Origin of the sequence: Streptomyces sp. NBC_00572 (assembly GCF_026341815.1) — a bacterium.
In the GTDB taxonomy this organism is placed as follows: domain Bacteria; phylum Actinomycetota; class Actinomycetes; order Streptomycetales; family Streptomycetaceae; genus Streptomyces.
On sequence record NZ_JAPENX010000003.1, the window covers coordinates 106,447 to 125,976 of the forward strand.

Below are 19,530 nucleotides of genomic sequence, written 5' to 3' on the forward strand. Positions count from 1 at the left end.
CGCGGCCCTCGCGCATGACGCGGGACATAAGGAGCGATCCGGAGCGATCGGGAAGGATCAGGCGGAGGCGAGGGAGATCTCGGTCGACTTGATCAGCGCGACGACGGAGGTACCGGCCGCCAGGCCGAGGTCCTCGACGGCGTCCTTGGTGATCGCGGCGGTCAGCTCGCCGCCCTCGACGGAGACCTTCACCGAGCCCATGGCTCCTCCGGTGGCCACCTCGGTGACGGATCCCGCGAGCTGGTTGCGGATGGAGATGCCCTCCACGGGGCCGGTCGCGAGCGCGACCTCGGTGGACTTCACGAGCGCCTTGACGGGGGCCCCCTCGGCCAGGCCCAGGTCCTTGACGGCGTCGGCGGTGATCGCGGCGGTGATGTCCTGGCCGCCGGCCAGGCACACCCTCACCGATGCCATGGCCTCACCGGCGGTGACGGACGTGACGGTGCCGGGGAGCTGGTTACGAATGGACAGGGTCATGGAAACACGCCCTCGCAAATCCGGAAACGGAACAGTCGTCACTTCTGTGACCTGCGTCATGACCGACCGTACCGGAACGGAAATTGCGTCACGCAACTCGCGTCGCATTCACCAGCCGAATGAGCGCAATCCCCTCGCGTATTCCATGAGGGCCGAAAGTCGCCTGCCCAGCGAGGCGATCAAGCGCCTGACCTGGGGCTTGAGACCTGAAGCGCGGCCGTCCAAGCACTCTCGAACAGAGCTACCGGACACGGCAGATGAGCAGTTCCACTCATGCATCCGGCGCAAATGCCGCGCCTCTTCCTGAAATGAAGCCCCAGGTGCGCCGACGCGAACCTTCCAGAAGTTGGATGATTCACCGTAGCAACTACGGCCGTCGAGGCCTGTTTCTGTGTCCGGATCCAGTCGTCCCACCCGAGTGACGCTTGATTCACTGAGTCCCACCGGCCCGGGCGGAGGAGCAGCTCTCGCCGCCCCGCCCGGGCCGTACTCCGCAGATGATCGACGCACACGACCGCCCCCGACTGTCGGTACCTCCAATTCCCGGTGTCACATTTGCATAGCGATCTAGGCGATTGACCAAGCATTCGCGAAGTAATTGTGAGAGCAGGCCAGCATCTGCAAGATTGGGCGAGCGACTGGCGGAGGTGCGGCGACAACGGCTGGGCGATGATCCACGACGTCCTCGTCCCCTCCCCTCCTCCGCTGCTCCTGCTCACGAGGCGAGGTTTGGCACATGAAGGCACGTACGCGCGACGGCAGCGCCGGTGACGTCGACTACGGCACGATCGGATCCGGCTACTCCGCCTACCGCAGGCCGGACGAACGCATCGCCCAGTTCGTCGCGGAGTCCCTGGGTGGAGCCCGCACCGTGCTCAACGTCGGAGCGGGGTCCGGATCGTACGAGAACGTCGCCGACGCGGTGACGGCCGTCGAACCGTCTGCGTCGATGCGGGCCCAGCGACCGCCTCGTCTCACCCGGGCCGTCGACGCCGTCGCCGAGGATCTGCCCTTCGCCGACGGCGAGTTCGACGCCGCGATGACGCTGTTCAGCGTGCACCAGTGGAGTGACGTGGCCGCCGGCCTCCGGGAGATGCGCCGAGTGACCCGCGGCCCCGTCGTCGTCCTCACCTGCGACCCGGCGTCGGTACGGGACTTCTGGCTGTACGAGTACGCGCCCGGGGTCCTCGACACGGAGGCCCGCCGCTACCCTCCCGTCGACGAGATCGCGGCCGCTCTGGGCGGAACGGGCACCGTCGAAGCCGTACCGATCCCGCTCGACTGCACCGACGGCTTCAACGAGGCGTACTACGGACGCCCCGAGATGCTCCTCGACCCGGCCGCCCGCCAGGCCTGCTCCGCCTGGAGCTTCGTCGACGACGGCGTCCGCGAGCGCTTCGACCGCACCCTGCGCCACGATCTGGCCTCCGGGACGTGGGACGAGCGTTTCGGTGCCCTCCGCGTCCAGCCGGCGTACGAGGGCTCGCTCGTCATCGTGCGATCCACTCCCTGACCGGGCGAACTTCTCCGCACTCAGTGGTGAGCCCCGGCCAGCACCGGATAGTCCGTGTATCCGGCTGCTCCGCCCGTGTACATCAGGCCGTGGTCCCGGACCTGATTGAGCGGCGCGTCGACGCGCAGTCGTTCGACGAGGTCGGGGTTGGCGAGGAACGAGCGGCCGAGCGCTATCAGGTCGGCTCCGGCGGCCAGGAGCCGCTCGCCCGCGTGCCTGCCGCCGTCGGCCGGCAGCGGACCTCCCCAGCCCAGCACCGGATTGGCGATCAGCGTGCCCGGCCAGGACTTGCGGATGTGCTGGAAGAGAGGCTGGTCCGGGTCGGCGAAGACGACGTGCAGATAGGCAAGACCGGCGTCCGCCAGGGCATCGACGAGCGCGGGGTAGATCTCCTCGGTATCGCCCTCGTCGATGCCGTTGACCGTGAGTCCGGGGGCGATGCGCAGGCCGACCCGCTCGGGACCGATCGCGTCGGCGACGGCCTGGACCACCTCGACCACGAAGCGGATGCGGCCGGCCACCGAGCCGCCGTAGGCGTCGGTGCGGTGGTTGGTGTTTCCTGCCATGAACTGGTGGAGGAGGTAGCCGTTGGCGGCGTGCACCTCCACTCCGGCGAATCCCGCGTCGACGGCGTTGCGGGCGGCGGCGGCGAAGTCGGCCACCGTGGAGCGGATCTCCTCGACGCTCAACTCACGCGGCACCACGGCGTCCTGGTGTCCGCTCGGGGTGTGGATCGAGTCCGGCAGCGGCACCGGCGAGGGCGCGACCGGCGTCAGGCCGCTGTTGTCGGGGTGACCGATCCGGCCGCCGTGCTGCAACTGCAGGAACATCCGGCCGCCCGCGGCGCGCACCTCGTCGGTGACGCGCCGCCATCCCGCCACGTGCGCCTCGTTGTAGATGGCGGGAATGTTGGGGTAGGTCAGGCCCACCGCGTTCGGGGTGGAGGCTTCGGCGATGATCAGCCCCGCCGAAGCACGCTGCGCGTAGTAGGTGGCCATGATCGATTCCGGAACGCCGTCGGCCCCGGCACGGTTGCGGGTCATCGGTGCCATCACCAGGCGATTGGGCAGGTGCAGGGCGCCGAGACGGGTGGACTCGAACAGGCGGGAGATCACTGGGGAGTTCGTCATGCCGATACGGTAGAAGTTGACATCAGTGTCAGGTTCAAGTCCTGAGTCGGCATGCGAGGTGGAAAATGCGAATCGGTGAACTGGCTCGCCACAGTGGGGTGAGCGAGCGCTCGCTGCGCTACTACGAGACGCAGGGGCTGCTGAGGGCCGAGCGTACCCCGGGCGGCCAACGGCAGTACGGCGACTGGGCGGTCGACCGCGTCATCCGCGTCCAGGCGCTCTACGCGGCGGGGCTGAACAGCAAGAAGATCGCTCAGCTGCTCCCCTGCATGCGCGACACGGACGGCGCCCCGAGCGAGATCGCGACACCGCAACTGGTCGACGAACTCGCCACGGAACGGGACCGCATCAATCGAATGATCACTGATCTGATCCGCTCCCGCGACGTCCTGGACGAGGTCATCGCCACGGCAGAGGTCGGCCTGGGTTCCGCGATGGCGCCGTCCCACCGGATCGACCGTCTCGGCGAACGGACCGTGCCGTCGCCGGCGGCCCGCGGGTCCTTGACCGTATCGCTGCAGTAGCCCTGCGGTTACCCGTGCCGCTCCAGGCGCTGTACGGCAACGGCGGCCTGCTCGGCGGCTCGGCGGGCTTCCCGTAGGGCGCGCTCCGCGGTCGTCGCCGCCTTGCCGGCCGTCGTCGCGGCAGCCGCGCTCTCCCGCTCGGCCTGTCGGGCCTCCCGCAGGTCCTGCCGCAGGGTGCGGACCCGGTCGGCCGCCTGCTCCGCCTGCTGCCCAGCGGCCTGCCGCGCCTCCCGCGCCTCGGCGAGCTCCCGCTCCCGTCGGACGGCGTCGGCATCGGCCTTCTCGGCCGCCGTACGCGCGCGTTCGAGGTCACGCAGACGCCGCGCGTCGCTCTCGCCGCGGCCAGGCTTCTCCTTCGGCGCCGGCGACTCGGGGGGAGGGGTCGCGGTCCGGCGCGGGGGCGTCGTCTCCGGAGCCACCTCCGCGAATCCCACCGCGGCTTCGGGCACCTTCACGAGCCGGCCCCTCGACCACTGCCCGGCGACCTCCTCGTCGGCGAGAACGCCGTGGAGGGTCTGCTCGATCTCGTGCAGCACCGTGTCGCTCACGGGCTGCCCGGCCTCCCCGGCCAGGGCGGCGGCCGTACGGGCGAGAACGGCGATCAACTGCTGCCGCCGGCTGCTCGCCGTCCGCAGCTTCTCGGCGTCCAGCGTCCGGTGGGCCTCCCGCAGCGCCTCCCCAAGGAGCAGGAACTGGTGTGCCTCCTGCTCTCGCCGACGGGCCAGCAGGTTCGCCGCCCACGCGGCCAGCGAAGGGCGCCGCAGCGCGGCGATCGCCTTCGCCGCCTTCGCGTCCTTCGCCTCTCGCGCGCGGGCGACGTACGCGTCCCGCCGGGGGACGAACTCGGCCGGCCTCAGCCCGTACAGCTCCTCGGCGACTTCCTCGACATCCACGCCGCCCACTCTCCGCCGCCCGCGCCCCGCCGGCACGCTCCCGCTCGCCGCCTCCGCCGGATGCCCGGCCCGATCACCCGCTCGGGTCGGGGCGGCTGCCCGGCGGGCGGGACGGCTGTCGCGGCCGTGCCGGATCGTCAGGTCGGTGGCGGGGCCCTCCTCGACGGCCACGGTCGGTCTTCACCCCTCCAGAGGCCGGGTGGCCGGGCCCTGGAGGATGCTGCCGTCGGCTGCGAAGCGGGAGCCGTGGCAGGGGCATTCCCATGTCTGCTCGGCCTCGTTGAAGCCCAGCTCGCAGCCCATGTGAGTGCAGCGCCGGACGGTCCGCAGGCCCGCCGCGTAGTGGCGCGCCACCGTGGCCTGCTGCCGTACGACCCCAGGCACCTCGCGCACCGGCAGCAGGCGGCGCGGGTCGACGAGTTCCGTCCAGGCCGGGCGTGGCGTGCCGGTCACGTGCGCGGCCAGCAGCCGGCCGGCGGCGACGCCGTTGCTGAGGCCCCAGCCGCCGAAGCCGGTGGCGAGGTGGACGTGTTGGGTGTCGGGGTGTTCGTGGCCGATGCAAGGCAGCCCGTCGGGCGTGTGGACGTCCTGGGCCGCCCATCGGTGGACCTCCGGTGCCTCGGCGAAACCCGGCAGGTGCCCGCGCGCCCAGGCTTCCAGGCGGTCGTACCGCTCGCTCACGCCCCCGCTCCCCGGCTCGAACACCTCGCCCGCGACGATCAGGAGCCGTCGCCCCTCGCCCAGCGGGACGGTGCGCACCGACCGGGTGCCTTCGTCGAACGTCAGGTACATGCCGTACGGGGCGTGGCGTTCCGCCACGGACGCGGCGACGACGAGTTCGCGCCGCACCGAGAGCCGCACCAGCAGACTGCTGTGACAGCGGAGCGGAAAATGGGTGGCGAGGACGACGTCCCGGGCATGGACCGTTCCGCCGCCCTCCACGGTGAGACGGCATTCGGCGCCCTCGTGGAGCTGGGTGACGCGGGTGCCCTCGTGGACACGGCCGCCGTGCGCGACGAGGTCGTCCGCCAGCGCGAGCAGGAAGCGGCGTGGATGGAACTGCAGTTGGTCCTCCACCCGGACGGCGGCCGCGACCGGGTACGGGAGGCCGGTCTCCGTCACGGTGGTCGCCCGCAGGCCCGCCTCCTCGGCGGCATCCGCCTCCGCGCGGATCTCCGCCACGTTCCCCTCGTCGACGGTGTACGTGAACGCCGGCCGGTGTTCGATCTCGGCGTCGACGCCCAGTTCCGCGGAGACCCGCGTCACCTGGCGGAGGGCTTCCTCCTGGGCGTCGGCGTACAGGGCCGCGGCCGCCGCGCCCTGGCGGCGGCGCAGGCGGGCGTAGTGGAGGCCGTGCAGGGACGTCAGCTTGCCGGTGGTGTGCCCGGTCGCCCCGGCCGCGATCCGGTCGGCCTCCAGCAGGACCACCTCGGCACCCGCGCGCACCAGCTCGCGGGCCGTGCACAGTCCGGCGATTCCGGCCCCCACCACGACGACATCGGCGGCAAGATCACCGTCGAGGGCCGGGTGCGCGGCGGCGGGCGGCGCCGACGCCGTCCAGTAGGAGTTCCCGGATCCGCGTCGCATGATCGCTCCTCCGCTGATCGCTCCCCTTCTCTATGTTCCTCTTCTGATTGCTCCTCCGCTGGTCGCTCCTCATCTGGTCGCCCGTCTGCTGGTCGCTCCTCTTCGCAGTCCCGCGCTGGGCGGCTACCCGGTGCGGCCCGACACACGAGTGGCTGCTCGGCCGGCCCGGCGGCGGGCCCGGCGGCGGCGGAGAGTGCGGGCTACCGGGGTCGAGTGACGGACACTGACGCCAGGAGAAGTACCGAAGGACCGAAGGAGGCCCGCGGACCATGGCCGTGGACGAGCTCGACACCCGGATCCTGCGGCTGCTCATCGAGCAGCCGCGGACGAGCGTGCGGGAGTACGCGCGGATCCTGGGGGTGGCACGGGGCACCGTGCAGGCCAGGATCGACCGCCTGGAGCGCGACGGGGTGATCACCGCGACCGGCCCCGTCCTCTCCCCCGCCGCCCTCGGGCACCCGGTGCTCGCCTTCGTCCACGTCGAGGTGACCCAGGGACATCTGGACGAGGTCGGCGACGCGCTCGCCGCGGTGCCGGAGATCGTGGAGGCCTTCTCGATCACCGGCGGCGGCGATCTGCTCACCCGGGTGGTCGCCCGCGACGCCGGGCACCTGGAGGACGTCATCCAGCGGCTCATCCAGCTGCCGGGGGTGGTCCGTACGCGCACCGAGATCGCCCTGCGGGAGCGGGTGGCGCACCGGCTGTTGCCGCTGGTCGAGGCGGTCGGACGACGGTCGGGTTCCGCCTGAGGACTTGCCCGCACGGCCTAATGTGTCGCACATGCAGTCCTACACCATCGGGCAGGCCGCGCGCCTGCTGGGCGTGAGTCCCGACACCGCACGCCGCTGGGCCGACGGCGGCCGGTTCGCCACCCATCGCGACGAGAACGGCCGGCGCCTCATCGACGGCCGCGACCTGGCCGCGTTCTCCGTCGAGGTCGGCCAGAGCGCCCAGGCGGACGACGACATGCCGTACACCTCGGCGCGCAACGCGTTCCCGGGCATCGTCACGGCGGTCAAGCTCGGCGACATCGCCGCGCAGGTGGAGATCCAGGCGGGCCCACACCGGCTCGTGTCGCTCCTCACCCGCGAGGCGGTCGAGGAGCTGGGTCTCGAGGTCGGCATGCAGGCCACCGCGCGCGTGAAGTCGACGAGCGTGCACATCGACCGGACCTGACCACACCCGCACCCTGACACCCGCTACCCGCTACCCGCTACCCGCTACCCGACAGCGGTCGGCTGACACCGGTCACCCGTTGCGACCTGCGCCTGCTGTCCCCCTGCGATCCGGAGCCCCGATGGCGATACCCGCACGACTCGTCCCCCTCCTCGACCAGTTCGACTTCGCCCGGCAGCGGCTGACCGACCGGATGGCGGGGCCGGTGGTGGACAGCGGGAACGGCACGGACGTCGCGGTCGGCCCGATGACCGACGCCGAGTACCTCTGGGAACCGGGTCCGGACTGCTGGTCCGTCCGGCGCCGCACGGACGGGCCCGGGCCCCGCGCCACCGTTCTGACCGGCGTCGGCGACTGGGGCCGGGACGCCACCCCGGCCCCGCACCCGACCCCGCCGCCGTTCACGACGATCGCCTGGCGGCTGAGCCACCTCAGCGAACTGCTCGCGCTCCGCGCCGACCACACGAACGGCGGCCACACCCTCACCCGTGACGACTACGCGGTCAGCGGGGACGTCGCGACCGCTGTCGCCGCGTTCGGCACCGCGGCGGGCGCCTGGCGGGACGCGCTGCTCTCCGCCGACGACGCGGCGCTCGACACGGTCGGCCACAGCACCTACCCGCACGGCAGTGATCCGGAGGATCCCTTCCTGGAGACCGTCTGGTGGGTGAACCAGGAACTCCTGCACCACGGGGCGGAGATCGCCCTCCTCCGCGACCTGTACCGGCTCCAGCACCCGGAAGTCTGAGAAGGGGTGCATCCGACTCCCCTTTCGCGTACGGAAGTTCAGCTGGTCGTACGAGCCAGCAGTATCGCCACGTCGTCCTGCGCGGGAGCCGCCAGGAGCTGCTCCAGGATCTCGTCGCACAGTTCGTCCAGGGGACGGTCGAGGTGCCGGAGCGCCTGGGCGAGCTGCCGCATCCCCTCGTCGAGGTCGCGGTCGCGGGCCTCGATGAGGCCGTCCGTGTAGAGCACGAGCAGGCCGCCCTCGGGAAGGGCGACCTCCTCCGTGCCGAAGTCGTGGGCGCCGGTGCCCAGGGGGGTTCCCGGCGGCCCGTCGAGGAAGGTGATCGTCCCGTCCGGGGTGGCCACGGCCGGCGGCGGATGGCCCGCGCGGGCGATGACCCAGACTCCGGTGGCCGGGTCATGGACGGCGTACACGCAGGTCGCCATCGTGTCCTCACCGAGGTCCGCGACGACGGCGTCCAGGGAGCTGAGCATCTCGGCCGGCGGGATGTCGTGGCGGGCCAGGGTCCGTACCGCCGTGCGCAGTTGGCCCATGACGGCCGCCGCGTGGATGCCGTGCCCCATGACGTCGCCGATGACCAGACCCGTCCTGCCACCGGGCAGGGCGATGACGTCGAACCAGTCGCCGCCGACGTCATGGGCGCTCGCGGGCAGGTAGCGGCCGGTGAGTTCGAGCCCGGTGACGGCGGGCAGCGCGCTGTTGGTGAGACTGCGCTGAAGGGTGAGGGCAGCCTCCCGCTGGGTGGTGTAGAGGCGTGCGTTGTCGATGTTGAGGGCGGCCCGGGCCACCACCTCGTCGATGAGGACGCAGTCCTGCGCGTCGAAGGGCTCACGGGTCCGCAGCCGGGTCACCGTGACCGAGCCGAGCACCTGGCCCCGGGCCACCATGGGGACGAGCCGCGCCGAGCCGATGCGGGTGGCGAAGTACGTGCGGAGTGCCTCGGTGCGTGGGTCGGTGAAGAGTTCCGGGATGTCGGACGTGACGAGGTTCGTGGGCCGGCCGCGGGCGACGACCTGCTCGTACACCGAGTCCAGCGGGATCTGGAAGGTCTGTCCGGGCGCGAGCAGCGATGTGGGGGCGGTCGGGTCCGGGAAGCGGGCCGCGAGTCGCCGCAGCACGCCGCGCGTGGAGGCGACCGGGTCGTCCGGTGCGAGGACGGACTCCAGCATCTGTACGTCCGCCGAGTCGGCGAGCTGCGGCACGAGGAAACGTACCGCCTCCTCTGCCGTCTGCTTCAGGTCCAGGGTCGTGCCGATCCGTGCGCCGGCCTCGGCGAGCAGGGCGAAACGGTGGCGGGCCCGTTCGACCTCGGTGTGCGCCTCCTGGCTCTCGGTGATGTCCACGAGGGACGCGATGAGTCCCAGGGACCGCCGGTCGGTGCGGTCGATGAGCGGGGCGTAGGAGCAGGACCAGATGTGGTCGCGATCGGGGTCGGCGGGGGTACGGCCGACCCGGCGGGCGTCGACCACGGCGTGTCCGCTCTCCATGACCTGGAGCATCAGGGCTTCGAGCGAGGCGGCGTTGACACCTGGCACGACCTCGGTGAGGCGGTGGCCCAAGTGCTCGGCCGCCGACACACCGTTCATCCGGGCCAGGGCGTCGTTGATCCGGAGAAACCGCAGGTCGGGTCCGAGCAGGGCGAGACCGATCGGCGACTGGGTGAAGAGACTCTCCATCGCCGCCAGGTTCTCCCGCATGCGCAGGACCTCGGAGGTCTCCACCGCGATGAGCATCGCCCCCGGCCGCCCGTCGGGGTCGGCGGCGGGCACGATCCACATCTCCATGGTGACCGTGTGTCCGTCGCGGTGGCGGACGGGGAGGGTGCCGACCATCGTCTCGCCCGCCTGGACACGGAGGGTGAGCCGGTCGGCGAGCTCGCGGTTGTCGTCAGGGACGAGGAGCGGGGTGGCGAGCCGTCCGAGCACGTGCTCGGGACGGTGGCCGAGCAGGTCCTGGGCGGCGAGCGACCACTCGACGATGCGGCCCTCGGCGTCCTCCCGCCAGAGGGCGATGGGCAGCAGCTCGCGGAGCACACCGGCGTCCCCGACGGCCGCCCGGGGCGGCTGCGGAACCCTGCTCGACGACTGGTGAGTCTCCAACGCATCGACCTACGCATCGGCCCGGCCCCGGGGGGCGCATTCCCTATCGAATCACCCTAGCCGAGTACCTGGTGGTGGGCGCTGCGCAGTGCGGCCGATCGATGGGGTGGGGAGGGAGGGGCGGGGAGGGAGGGGCGGGGAGGGAGGGGCGGGGAGGGAGGGGCGGGGAGAGAAGGGCGGGGAGAGAAGGGCGGGGCGGAGCCCGGGTACAGGAGGTGCGCAGGGGGCGGGGTGCAGGGGTGCGCAGGGCCGAGGATTCCGTAGTTCTACGGATGTGCGGGCGGCGCGGGGCTGCGAAAGTCGGTCCGACCTGTGTGTTTGCGGGTCCTCCCCGCGTCGTCGTCTCCGGTTCCGCTCACGTTCCTCCGCCCTCGCCTCCTCCCTGGTTCCCCGCTCCTCCTCCGCCTCGCCCCTCCCCTCACTCCTCTCCCCTCTCCCCTCTCCCCGGAGCACCCCCACATGAGCAGCCGCTCGCCCGACGAGTTCCGCCTCGGTGTGCGTCCGTACGACCGGGGGCCCGGCACCGGAGACGAACCGGAGGATCCACACGAGCTGCTCCACCGGGCCCGGCAGCTCACCGCCCATGGGCACCCCTGGGCGGGAAGCGCCTGGGAGCGGGCCGCGACCGCCCTTCAGCGCGCGGGCGGAGCCCTCACCCCGGGGGACCACGCCGACGCCTTGGACGCCACCGCGCTCGACTGTCGGGGCGCGGCCCGGCCCGCTGCGGGGCCGCTGTTCTTCCGGGCGGCCGACCTGCACGAACAGGCTGGGCAGCGCGGCAAGGCGCTCGTCTCACGGGCAAGGGCACTCGTCGCGGGATCTGGTTCGGGCCACGGCCCCGGCGCGACGGCCTTCGCGCGGCTCACGGAGCTGTGCGAGCGGGCCACCGCCCTCCACGCGGTCGGGCAGACCGGCACCGCCGAGACCGCGACCGTGCTGCTGCTGCGCGGGCGGGCCCGCGCCGATCTGCTCGACACCGCGCCCGACCCGACGGCCGAGGCCGGGGCCCTGCGCGAGGAACTCACCCGGCTGATCGCCTTCGCCGTGCCGCACCGGGCGGATCCCGCCGTCCTCGGCGTGCTCGCCGACACGCGCGCGTTGCTCGGCCGGATCATGGCGCCCGACGACCCGGCCGCCGCGCTGGCCCACCTGCGGGCCGCGGTCGACGACCACGGGGCCGGGGGCGGACCGTGGCCCGTCACCGAGCACCAGCTCATGCTCGCCACCGTACTGCGGACCACCGGCGCGCCCGAGGAGGCGGCCGCGCTGCTCCGGGCCGCGCTCGCCTCCGAGGCGCCCGACGCGCCGCTGCGGGGCGCCGACCGGGCCCGTCTCTGTCTGGCCCTGGCTCGTACGGTCGCCGGGGCCCACGAGCGGGGGCGTACGGCCCCGGGGGCGGACGAGGAGGACGAGCCGCTGTCGCTCCTCGCGGAGGCCGTCCGCCATGCCGACGGGCCGGCCCAGGACGTCCGCGTGGGTGCCCTCGCGCGGCTCCTGCTCGGTGCCGCGTACGCGGAGCGGGGACGTTGCCGTGAGGCTTCGGACCTCTTCGAGCAGGCCCTCGCCGGGTTCACGGAGGACGGCGACGCGGCGGCGCGGGTGCGAGCCAGGGTCGGACTCGCGGACTGCGTGGTGCGCCGGGGCGAACCCGGCCGGGCCGCACGGGAGTACGCGCTCGCGGAGGCGGAGGCCCGGTGCTGGGACGACCGGCGGCACGGCGCGGACCTGAGCCACCGGACGGCGCGCGCGCTCGGCATGGCGGGCTCGCCCGAGAAGGCGGCTCGCGCGTACGAGCGGGCGGCCGACCTGTGGCGGGCCGCCGGTGACCACGCCTCCGCGGCCCGTTCCCTGCGCGCCCGGGCCCGGCAGGTACGGGCCGTCTGGGGCGACGCCGCCGCCGAGGTGGTCCTGGCGGAGGCGCTCCGGGAGGCCGGACGCGGGCCGGGGGACGCGGATGGGGCGGTGGACAACCACCGCCGGCTCTCCGACGCGCCGGAGAGGACCCACCGCCCGCCGAGGGAGGTCCGCGCCGCGGGCGGTACGGTCGACGCCGAGGCGGCGGCCGAAGACGGGGCGGAAGTCGACGTCGAGGCCGACCCCGAAATCGAATCCGGTACCGACGACGACTCTTGCAGGGGCGGGCCCTGGCCGGGGTCGCGCGAGCTGCCGGAGCCGTTCGGGCCGCCGGGGCACTACCAGGTGAACGTGTACGGCGAAGTGGGCGGGGCCGGGCCTCGGGCCGCCACCGCCCCGGGGACCCGAGTACAGGGGTGCGTGTGAACAGAGTGATCGACGGCCGCTTCGAGCTGGTGGAGCGGCTGGGCGGCGGCGGCATGGGAACGGTCTGGCGCGCCCGCGACCTGGCCCTCCACCGTGACGTGGCGCTCAAGGAAGTGCGTCCGCCGGACCCCGCGCTGGCCGAGCACGACGTCGAGAGTGCCCGGACCCTGCGTGCCCGTGTCCTGCGCGAGGCACGCGCCCTCGCCCGGATCGACCACCCCAACGTGGTGACCATCCATCACATCGTCGACGCCGGCGAGGGCACGTACCCGTGGCTCGTGATGGAGCTGGTCACCGGCGGGTCCCTCCAGGACCGGCTCGATCGGGGCTCGATGACCCCCGTCGAGGCCGCCGCGATCGGCCGCGAGCTGCTCTCGGCCCTGCGTGCCGCCCACGAGCGGGACATCGAGCACCGCGACGTGAAGCCGGCGAACGTCCTGCTGCGCCCCGACGGGCGGCCCGTGCTCACCGACTTCGGCATCGCGGCCATCCAGGAGTCCACCGTCCTGACGGCCTCGGGCTCGATCATCGGCTCACCGGACTACATGGCGCCCGAGCGGATCCGCGGCGGAGGCGGTAGCGGGCCGGCCGCCGACCTGTGGTCGCTCGGCATGGTGCTGTACGTGGCGGTCGAGGGCCGCCACCCGCTGCGCCGGGAGAACACCCTCGCGACGCTGGCGGCCGTCCTCTCCGACGACGTACCGCCTCCGCAGCGTGCCGGTGAGCTGGCCGGCGTACTGACCCGACTGCTGGTCCGCGACCCGTCCGTCCGCCCGGACGCGGAGGAGCTCGACCACGCGCTCGCCGCGGTCGTGTCACCGGACCCGACCGCGCGTCCGGCCTTCCCTCAGGACACGGGAGCGGTACGGGATCCGGTGCCGCCGAAGTCCGACGGGGCGGGCCCGGGGGGCGTCGGCGAGCGGACCGCGGGCGAAGCGGCCGGGGAGGGCGAGGAGACCTCGTTCCGGCTTGCGCCTCCCGCGACTGCGGCGGCTCCAGGTGCTCCGGCTTCGGGATCCGGCTCGGGGTCCGGTTTTTCGGGGTCTCGTTCGGCGTCCACCGCCGCGGCCTCCGGTTCGGCGGCGTCCACCGCCGCGGCCTCCGGCCCCGTGGCGTCCACCGAGAGGCGTCGGCGGAGTCGTACCGCACGGTTCCTGGGTTCCGCCGTCGTCGTGGTGCTCGCCGTCGGCATTCCCGTCGCCGCCATGACGTGGGACTGGCGACCGGCCGACCCGAAGAGCGGGCCGAGCAGCACCTCGCCCTCCCAGCAGGGTCCCGCCGCCAAGGGGCCCGCGACGTCGACGAGCCGGACGCCGACGCCGACGCCGTCCCAGGAGGCGGATCCGGAGAAGCGCGATCTGCTGACGCCCGCCGGGGTCCGGGCCGCCATCGCCGCGATCAAGGAGGCCGCTGGCGGAACCATGGTCACCAGCCTCGTCGTGTACCCGGACTACGCGGTCGCCCAATCACTGGTCAAGGGCAGTACGAAGCGGTACGACCGGTACGTCTACCGAGGCGAGGACGTGGCCGTCCGTGAGGGCTCCGGCACCTCCTTCCCCGGCGCGGTCCCGACCGACATGAACGACATCGACTGGGACGCCCTGCCGGCGCTGTTGAAGCGCGCGGACAAGGAGCTGGGCGTCGACGAGCCGACGAGTCGCTACCTCATCCTCAACCCGGGCTCGACGATCTTCGGCAGCAAGGCGGGGATGAGCGTCTATCTGTCCGACACGTACGGCAGCGCCCATCTCAACGCGGACGCGAAGGGGCGGGTGACGGAGACCTATCCCCGCGAGAACTGACCTTCGCCGACCCCGTCCCTGACCACCAGGGAGGCGAGTGCGGCCCGGGTCTCCACCCCCGTCTTGCGGTAGACCCGGGCGACATGGCTCTCGACCGTGCGGGGGCTCAGACAGAGCCGGTCGGCCACGGCCTGGTTGGTGAGCCCTTCGGCGACCAGGACCGAGATCTCCCGTTCCCTCGGGGTGAGGACGGCGAGGCGTCCCCCGGCGAGCCGTCGCCCGGCGGCTCCGTCCGGAGGGGCCGGCCTGGTGCGGTCGGCCAGGTCGACCAGCAGGCGGGCCCCGCCCTCGGCGGCCAGTCGGCGGCCCCGGCGCCACTGGGCGGCGGCCTCGGTCGCGTCGCCCGCCGCATGTGTCTGGGGCGCGGCGAGGAGCAGGCTGTGGGCCTCGCGCAGGACGGCCCCCGAGCGTGCGCTCTCGCGGGCCGCGTCGGTGAACGCCCGTGCGGCGGCGGCCGGTTCACCGCGCCGGGCCAGCACCTGCCCCCAGGCGCGCAGTGCGGCGGCGCGCTGGACGGGCAGGTCGAGCGGTTCCGCCTCCGCGAGCGCCCGGCGGGCGACCCGCTCCGCCTCCGCGAGGTCGCCGGTGGTGAGGGCCGCGCCCGCGAGGAGTTCGAGGTATCCGGGGCGCAGCGAGGGCTGGAGCCGAGAGAGGTCCCGGTCGCCGCCGCCCCTCACGAGCACCTCGCGCACGCGGTGCGGGTCCCTGCCGAGCGGTAGGGCGTAACCGAGCAGGCAGCGGGCCTGGGTGGCCCACCAGCCCTCGGCGGTCCCCACGGTCGCCGCGGCCTCTTCGGCGGCGGCCGGCCCTTCGGGGTCGCCCGTGGGGAGGGCGTGGAGGAGGACGACGGCCCTGATCGCGCCGCTGAAACCTACGAGTTCGGCGCCGCCCAGGGTGCGGGCGACGGCGAGGGACTCGTCGGCCAGGTCGCGCGCGGTACCGACCCTGCCGGTGATGAAGTGGACGTACGCCGAGCAGAGGAGGAGCTGCGAGAGCGCGAAGGGCCGTCCGGCGCGACGGGCCATGGCGATGCCCCGGGTGGCGTGGCGCTCGGCCCTGCCGTACTCCTCCAGGAAGACCTCGGTCCAGCCGAGTCGTACCAACGATTCGGGGTGGGTGGCCAGTTCGCCGTCGGTGAAGGTGTCGGTGAGGGCCGCGGCCTCCGCCGCGTGGACGCGGGCGGCGGCGGTCTCGCCCTCGTAGACCTCGCCGAGCGCGGCCAGGGTCAGGACCTCCGCCGTGCCCGCTTCGTCGCGCCGCCGCCGGGTCTCGTCGAGGGTGTCGGCGACGACGGGTCGTACCTCGGGGTATCGGGCGGCGAAGAGGGCTCGGCAGCCCCACTCGACGACGAGCGAGGTCCGCAGGTCGGGGCGGGGCCCGGGGGCGCGCTCCAGTTCCCGGCGGAGCAGGGCGTCCGCCTCGGGGTAGCGGCCGAGGTGGCGCTCCATGAAGGCGCAGAGCAGCACGGCAGAGGTCCGCAGCTCGGCCGTGTCCGTCCCGTCCGCGCTGCCGTCGGTGTCGCCCCTGCCCCGGCCGTCGAGGCGGCAGGCGTCGATGAGGTGGTGGAGGAGGTCCCGGCTCTCCGCCACCCGGCCGGCCGACCCGAGGGCCTGGGCCCGTCTGAGGGTCAGGTCGCGCCAGGTGGCGCGGTGCTCGGGGGTGTCGGGGAGCAGGGCGAGGACGGCCGACAGCCAGTGGGCGGCGCGCCCGGGGTCGGCCGCGCCGATCCGCTCGGCGGCCTCGGTGAGGTCGGCGGCGACGGCCGGGTCCCAGGCCGTCACGGAGCGGACGAGGTGCGGAGCGCGCTCGGTCACGGGCGCCCCGGCCGCGGCGAGGGCGTGGGCCGCCCGCCGGTGCAGCTGACGGCGCCGCCACGGGTCGAGGGTGGCCCGGACGAGTTCCGGCAGCGCGGGGTGGCGGAGCGTGAGGACGCGCCCTTCGCCGTCGGGTCGGACGAGGTCACGGCGGGTCAGCTCGCTCAGGACCCTGCCCACGACGAGCGGGTCCGGCGGGCCGGACGGGTCCACCGGGTACGCCGAATCCGCCGGGCTGGCCGGTCTCGCCGGGTTCCTTCCGTCCGCTGGGTCCACCAGGTGCGCCGGGTCCACGGAGCGCGTCGCGTCCGCTGCGCCCGCTGAGCCGGCCGCGACGGCCACGTCCGTCGGCTCCGCCGGATGCCGGGCGGTCAGGGCGACGGCAGCGAGCAACTCGGCCGTGGCACGGCCGTCGAGTACGGCGAGTGCCTCGACGGCCGCCCGTTCCGGCCCGCCGAGCGGGGCGAGTTCGTCGAGGACCACCGCCACGGGTCCGGTGCCGGGCGCCTCCCCCCGGCGCGTACGGGCGTGGGCGAGGGCGCGGTGGTAGAGCGGGTTGCCACGGCTGACGGCGTGGATCCGCCGGGCGAGGTCCGGCGGCAGCCCTGGCATGAGCAGCCCCGTGCAGTCGTCCGGGGAGAGCGGCCCGAGGGCGAGCCGGGCGACGTCCCCCGAGTCGGCGGCACGGGCGAGGACCGAGGCGAGCACGGGCGCGGTCTGCCGTTCGCGACGGGCGAGGACGAGCAGGACGGGCGCCCGGGGCGGATGCCGGAAGAGATGGTCGACGAGCGCGACGGACGCGGGATCGGCGGCGTGGAAGTCGTCGAGCACGAGCACGAGTCCGGCCGCCGGAACCCGACCGAGCGCCACCGCGACGCGCCCCACGTCCGCTCCGCCCACCACGTCGGACGGCGGCTCGGACGACTCGACGAGGGCCGCGAGTGCCGCCAGCTCCGGGCACATGGCGCGGTCGTGGTGGTCCAGGTCCGCGAAGGCGTCCACGAAGGCCTGGAAGGGCGGGCCCGGGTCGCGCTCGGCGGGTCCCGCCCTGCCGCGGAGGACCGTGGCCCCCTGCCGCCGGGCCCGTGCCGCGAACTCGGCGAGGAGCCGGGACTTGCCGATGCCCGGCTCACCCACGACGTCCACGGCCACCGGGCCCGTCGCCCCGGTGCGGTGGCGCAGCAGCGCGTCGAGCCGGGCGAGTTCCCGGTCGCGGCCGACGAAGGGCGCGCGGTCGACGCGTACCGGGTCCGCGAAGGTGTCCACCGGCGGTCCCCTCCCCTCGTGCGGTCGTGCCGTCGTGTTTCTCGCTCTCAGTTGTACGGCACGGCACCGACAACGGCGTCAGCCGGTGGTGAGGGCCTTGAAGGCGCGGGTCTGTTCCGTGATGGCCCGTTCCGTCGGCAGGCGCTCGATGGACGAGGCTCCGAAGAAGCCGACGACGCCGGTGGTGTGCTCCAGGACGTAGCGGGCGTCTTCGGGCTCGGCGATGGGGCCGCCGTGGCAGAGCACCAGGACGTCGGGGTTCACGCGCTTGGCCGCGTCGTGCATCTCCTGGACCGCCGCCGCGGCCTGGTCGAGCGTCATGGCCGTTCCCGCGCCGATGGCCCCCTGGGTGGTGAGCCCGACGTGGGGCACCAGGACGTCGGCGCCGGCCCGTGCCATGTCGGCGGCCTGGTCGGGATCGAAGACGTACGGGGCGGTGAGCAGGTCCCGTTCGTGGGCGGCGCGGACCATGTCGACCTCCAGGCCGTACCCCATGCCGGTCTCTTCCAGGTTGATGCGGAAGGTTCCGTCGTAGAGGCCGACCGTGGGGAAGTTCTGCACGCCTGCGAAGCCCATGGCCTTGAGTTCGTCCAGGAAGAGGTCCATGCGGCGGAACGGGTCCGTGCCGCACACGCCCGCGAGGACGGGGGTGTCGCGGACCACGGGCAGCACCTCGCGCGCCATGTCCGTGACGATCGCGTTGGCGTCGCCGTACGGCAGGAGTCCGGCGAGCGAGCCGCGCCCGGCCATCCGGTAGCGGCCCGAGTTGTAGATGATCAGCAGGTCGACCCCGCCGGCCTCGGCGCACTTGGCGGAGAGTCCGGTGCCCGCGCCGGCGCCGACGATCGGGCGGCCGGCGGCGACCTGGGCGCGCAGCCGGCCGAGCGCGTCCTGACGGCTGATGGTGGTCCCGGTGTTCACGGTGGTCACTCCTCGCTGATCAGCTGGTGGAGACGGTCCGCCATGGCGACGGCGAACGACGGGTCGTTGATGTGGGCGTCGAGTTCGTGGACCCGGACCTCGCCTCCGCGGACGGCGGCGCGCAGCGCGTCGAGGCCCGCCCGGTTCGCCTGCGGGTCCTCGAAGGGCCCGTCCGTGACGTCCACGGCGGAGACGCCGCGCAGCGGCCAGAAGACCTCGGCCGGTCCGCGCGCGGTGCGGAGCTTGCGGCCCATGACGGCGCCGAGTTCGGTCATCTCGCGCGCGGTGGTCCGCATCAGGGTGACCGTCGCGTTGTGGACGAGCAGCTGTCGTTCGGTGAACCGCTCGGGGACGGTCGCGGCCGGTCCGAAGTTGACCATGTCGAGCGCGCCGGGGGCGACGACCTGCGGGATGCCCATGGCACCGGCGGCGGTGAGCCGGGCCGGGCCCGCGCTGAGCACTCCGCCGACGAGTTCGTCGGCGAGTTCGGTGGTGGTGAGGTCGAGGACGCCGTCGAGCATGCCGTCCCTGGCCAGCTTCTCGACGGCCCGGCCGCCCGCGCCGGTGGCGTGGAAGACGAGGACCTCGTAGCCGAGTTCGGCGAGCCGCGCGCGGGCCGCGTCGACGGCCGTGGTCGTCACGCCGAACATGGTGGCCGCGACGACCGGCCGTCCCCGGCCCGCGGGCTCGTCGTGGTTGCGCTCGTGGCGGCGGGCCATTCCGGCGGCGGCGGCCGCCGCGTTGCCGAGGACCTGGCAGGAGACGGAGTTGAGCCCTGAGATGTCGACGACGCTGTACATCAGGGTGAGGTCGCTGCTGTCGACGTACGGGGAGACGTCGCCGCCGGCCATGGTGCTGACGAGCACCTTCGGTACGCCGATGGGAAGGGCCCGCATGGCCTGGGCGGCGATGGCGGAGCCGCCGCTGCCGGCCGCGGCGAGCACTGCGTGCAGCTTTCCCTTGCGGTAGAGGTCGACGACGACACGGGTGAGGCCCTGGGCCATGGTGGCGACGGCCGCCCCGCGGTCGCCGGCGGCCCGCAGCCTGGCCAGGTCGTGGCCCGCCGCGCGCGCGACGACGTCGGCGGTGATGTCGGCCGTGGGGGCGTGAGCGGGTGGGGGCGTGGTCCCGGTGTCGACGAGCAGGACGTCGCTGCCGTACTCCCGGAGCCGTTCGCGCAGCCAGGCGTACTCCTCCCCCTTGGTGTCCAGAGTGCCGACCAGCACAACGGTCGCCATGCCCTCACCTTTCTCCCGTTCCCGCCTCTCGGTCCCGTCGCCCGGTCCCGCCACTGTCGATC

General features: G+C 73.6%; 15 protein-coding genes. 7 read left to right on the forward strand and 8 right to left on the reverse strand.

Features of this window, described 5'->3' with window-relative positions:
- Positions 1 to 57: 57 nt before the first annotated feature.
- Positions 58 to 477: a molybdopterin-binding protein gene (locus tag OG514_RS37195; protein ID WP_266902531.1), complete on the reverse strand. Its 420-nt coding sequence runs from the start codon at positions 475 to 477 to the stop codon at positions 58 to 60.
- Positions 478 to 1,213: 736 nt separating this feature from the next.
- Here OG514_RS37195 and OG514_RS37200 point away from each other — a divergent pair.
- A complete protein-coding gene (locus OG514_RS37200; protein WP_266902533.1) occupies positions 1,214 to 1,990 on the forward strand; it encodes a class I SAM-dependent methyltransferase in 777 nt (258 codons plus the stop codon).
- Positions 1,991 to 2,010: 20 nt separating this feature from the next.
- Here OG514_RS37200 and OG514_RS37205 read toward each other — a convergent pair whose 3' ends face one another.
- Positions 2,011 to 3,120: an alkene reductase gene (locus tag OG514_RS37205; RefSeq protein ID WP_266902535.1), complete on the reverse strand. Its 1,110-nt coding sequence runs from the start codon at positions 3,118 to 3,120 to the stop codon at positions 2,011 to 2,013.
- A gap of 65 nt (positions 3,121 to 3,185) precedes the next feature.
- Here OG514_RS37205 and OG514_RS37210 point away from each other — a divergent pair, with 65 nt between their 5' ends.
- The gene (locus tag OG514_RS37210) at positions 3,186 to 3,644 is read left to right on the forward strand and encodes a MerR family transcriptional regulator (protein ID WP_266902537.1); all 459 of its coding nucleotides are present in this window, start codon (positions 3,186 to 3,188) and stop codon (positions 3,642 to 3,644) included.
- A gap of 8 nt (positions 3,645 to 3,652) precedes the next feature.
- On the opposite strand, the gene OG514_RS37215 is transcribed toward OG514_RS37210, so the two are convergent.
- Together OG514_RS37215 and OG514_RS37220 are read right to left on the reverse strand one after the other, a co-directional pair.
- Positions 3,653 to 4,537 carry a hypothetical protein gene (locus OG514_RS37215; protein ID WP_266902539.1) on the reverse strand — a complete coding sequence of 295 codons (885 nt, stop codon included), beginning with the start codon at positions 4,535 to 4,537 and terminating at the stop codon, positions 3,653 to 3,655.
- Positions 4,538 to 4,717: 180 nt separating this feature from the next.
- Positions 4,718 to 6,124, reverse strand: a complete 1,407-nt coding sequence (locus tag OG514_RS37220) for an FAD-dependent oxidoreductase (RefSeq protein ID WP_266902541.1) — start codon at positions 6,122 to 6,124, stop codon at positions 4,718 to 4,720.
- Positions 6,125 to 6,393: 269 nt separating this feature from the next.
- On the opposite strand from OG514_RS37220, the gene OG514_RS37225 reads away from it, so the two are divergent.
- From OG514_RS37225 to OG514_RS37235, 3 genes are all read left to right on the forward strand, one after another.
- A complete protein-coding gene (locus OG514_RS37225) occupies positions 6,394 to 6,873 on the forward strand; it encodes an Lrp/AsnC family transcriptional regulator (RefSeq protein ID WP_266902543.1) in 480 nt (159 codons plus the stop codon).
- Between the two features lie 31 nt (positions 6,874 to 6,904).
- Complete coding sequence (locus OG514_RS37230; protein ID WP_266902545.1) at positions 6,905 to 7,300, forward strand: molybdopterin-binding protein; 396 nt, start codon at positions 6,905 to 6,907, stop codon at positions 7,298 to 7,300.
- 121 nt (positions 7,301 to 7,421) lie between these two features.
- Complete coding sequence (locus OG514_RS37235; protein ID WP_266902547.1) at positions 7,422 to 8,048, forward strand: DinB family protein; 627 nt, start codon at positions 7,422 to 7,424, stop codon at positions 8,046 to 8,048.
- 38 nt (positions 8,049 to 8,086) lie between these two features.
- Here the strand turns inward: OG514_RS37235 and OG514_RS37240 are convergent, their stop codons facing one another.
- Positions 8,087 to 10,147 (reverse strand): SpoIIE family protein phosphatase, encoded by a 2,061-nt coding sequence (locus tag OG514_RS37240; protein WP_266902549.1) that lies wholly within the window; start codon positions 10,145 to 10,147, stop codon positions 8,087 to 8,089.
- 459 nt (positions 10,148 to 10,606) lie between these two features.
- Between OG514_RS37240 and OG514_RS37245 the strand changes: the two genes are divergently transcribed.
- Both OG514_RS37245 and OG514_RS37250 read left to right on the forward strand, forming a co-directional pair.
- Positions 10,607 to 12,427 (forward strand): hypothetical protein, encoded by a 1,821-nt coding sequence (locus OG514_RS37245; RefSeq protein ID WP_266902551.1) that lies wholly within the window; start codon positions 10,607 to 10,609, stop codon positions 12,425 to 12,427.
- Complete coding sequence (locus tag OG514_RS37250) at positions 12,424 to 14,229, forward strand: serine/threonine-protein kinase (protein ID WP_266902553.1); 1,806 nt, start codon at positions 12,424 to 12,426, stop codon at positions 14,227 to 14,229. Before OG514_RS37245 ends, OG514_RS37250 begins: the two co-directional genes overlap by 4 nt.
- Here the strand turns inward: OG514_RS37250 and OG514_RS37255 are convergent.
- The 3 genes from OG514_RS37255 to OG514_RS37265 all read right to left on the reverse strand — a co-directional run bounded on the left by OG514_RS37255 (position 14,211) and on the right by OG514_RS37265 (position 19,468).
- Entirely contained in the window at positions 14,211 to 17,309 is a 3,099-nt protein-coding gene (locus OG514_RS37255; protein WP_266902555.1) for a LuxR family transcriptional regulator, read from the reverse strand. The two genes, OG514_RS37250 and OG514_RS37255, sit on opposite strands and share 19 nt — an antisense overlap.
- A 78-nt stretch (positions 17,310 to 17,387) precedes the next feature.
- Positions 17,388 to 18,230 carry a phosphoenolpyruvate hydrolase family protein gene (locus OG514_RS37260; protein ID WP_266902557.1) on the reverse strand — a complete coding sequence of 281 codons (843 nt, stop codon included), beginning with the start codon at positions 18,228 to 18,230 and terminating at the stop codon, positions 17,388 to 17,390.
- Between the two features lie 5 nt (positions 18,231 to 18,235).
- Positions 18,236 to 19,468, reverse strand: coding sequence for a Tm-1-like ATP-binding domain-containing protein (locus tag OG514_RS37265; protein ID WP_266902559.1), 1,233 nt, complete (start codon positions 19,466 to 19,468; stop codon positions 18,236 to 18,238).
- Positions 19,469 to 19,530: the final 62 nt, after the last annotated feature.

Coding starts and splice junctions, on each gene's coding strand:
- OG514_RS37230 (WP_266902545.1), top strand. CDS start 6,905: ATGCAGTCCTACACCATCGGGCAGGCCGCGCGCCTGCTGGGCGTGAGT.
- OG514_RS37235 (WP_266902547.1), top strand. CDS start 7,422: ATGGCGATACCCGCACGACTCGTCCCCCTCCTCGACCAGTTCGACTTC.
- OG514_RS37205 (WP_266902535.1), bottom strand. CDS start 3,120: ATGACGAACTCCCCAGTGATCTCCCGCCTGTTCGAGTCCACCCGTCTC.
- OG514_RS37200 (WP_266902533.1), top strand. CDS start 1,214: ATGAAGGCACGTACGCGCGACGGCAGCGCCGGTGACGTCGACTACGGC.
- OG514_RS37210 (WP_266902537.1), top strand. CDS start 3,186: ATGCGAATCGGTGAACTGGCTCGCCACAGTGGGGTGAGCGAGCGCTCG.
- OG514_RS37225 (WP_266902543.1), top strand. CDS start 6,394: ATGGCCGTGGACGAGCTCGACACCCGGATCCTGCGGCTGCTCATCGAG.
- OG514_RS37220 (WP_266902541.1), bottom strand. CDS start 6,124: ATGCGACGCGGATCCGGGAACTCCTACTGGACGGCGTCGGCGCCGCCC.
- OG514_RS37265 (WP_266902559.1), bottom strand. CDS start 19,468: ATGGCGACCGTTGTGCTGGTCGGCACTCTGGACACCAAGGGGGAGGAG.
- OG514_RS37245 (WP_266902551.1), top strand. CDS start 10,607: ATGAGCAGCCGCTCGCCCGACGAGTTCCGCCTCGGTGTGCGTCCGTAC.
- OG514_RS37195 (WP_266902531.1), bottom strand. CDS start 477: ATGACCCTGTCCATTCGTAACCAGCTCCCCGGCACCGTCACGTCCGTC.